At 61.7% G+C, this 627-nt stretch carries 1 protein-coding gene; it reads left to right on the top strand.

The features are described 5' to 3' along the window. A partial coding sequence (locus AC27KI_RS26755) for an EF-Tu C-terminal domain-related protein (protein ID WP_487116928.1) occupies nt 1-627 on the top strand: 627 nt, incomplete at its 5' end.

The raw sequence follows: 627 nt of genomic DNA on the forward strand, positions 1-627 counted from the left end.
GAAGCCATCATGAAGCTGGCCGAAGCCCTGGACTCGTACATCCCCACGCCCGAGCGCGCTGTGGACGGCGCATTCCTGATGCCCGTGGAAGACGTGTTCTCGATCTCCGGTCGCGGCACCGTGGTGACGGGCCGTATCGAGCGCGGCATCATCAAGGTCGGCGAAGAAATCGAAATCGTCGGTATCCGTGATACGCAAAAGACCACCTGCACCGGCGTGGAAATGTTCCGCAAGCTGCTGGACCAAGGCCAGGCTGGCGACAACGTCGGCCTGCTGCTGCGCGGTACCAAGCGCGAAGACGTGGAGCGCGGCCAAGTGCTGTGCAAGCCCAACTCCATCAAGCCGCACACGCACTTCACCGCCGAGGTGTACGTGCTGTCCAAGGACGAAGGTGGCCGTCACACGCCTTTCTTCAACAACTACCGTCCTCAGTTCTACTTCCGCACGACCGACGTGACTGGCGCCATCGAGCTGCCAGCCGACAAGGAAATGGTCATGCCCGGCGACAACGTGTCGATCACCGTCAAGCTGATCAACCCCATCGCCATGGAAGAAGGCCTGCGCTTCGCCATCCGTGAAGGCGGTCGTACCGTCGGCGCCGGCGTCGTGGCCAAGATCATTGCTTAA

It is taken from the genome of Acidovorax sp. KPB24-03, from assembly GCF_057546605.1.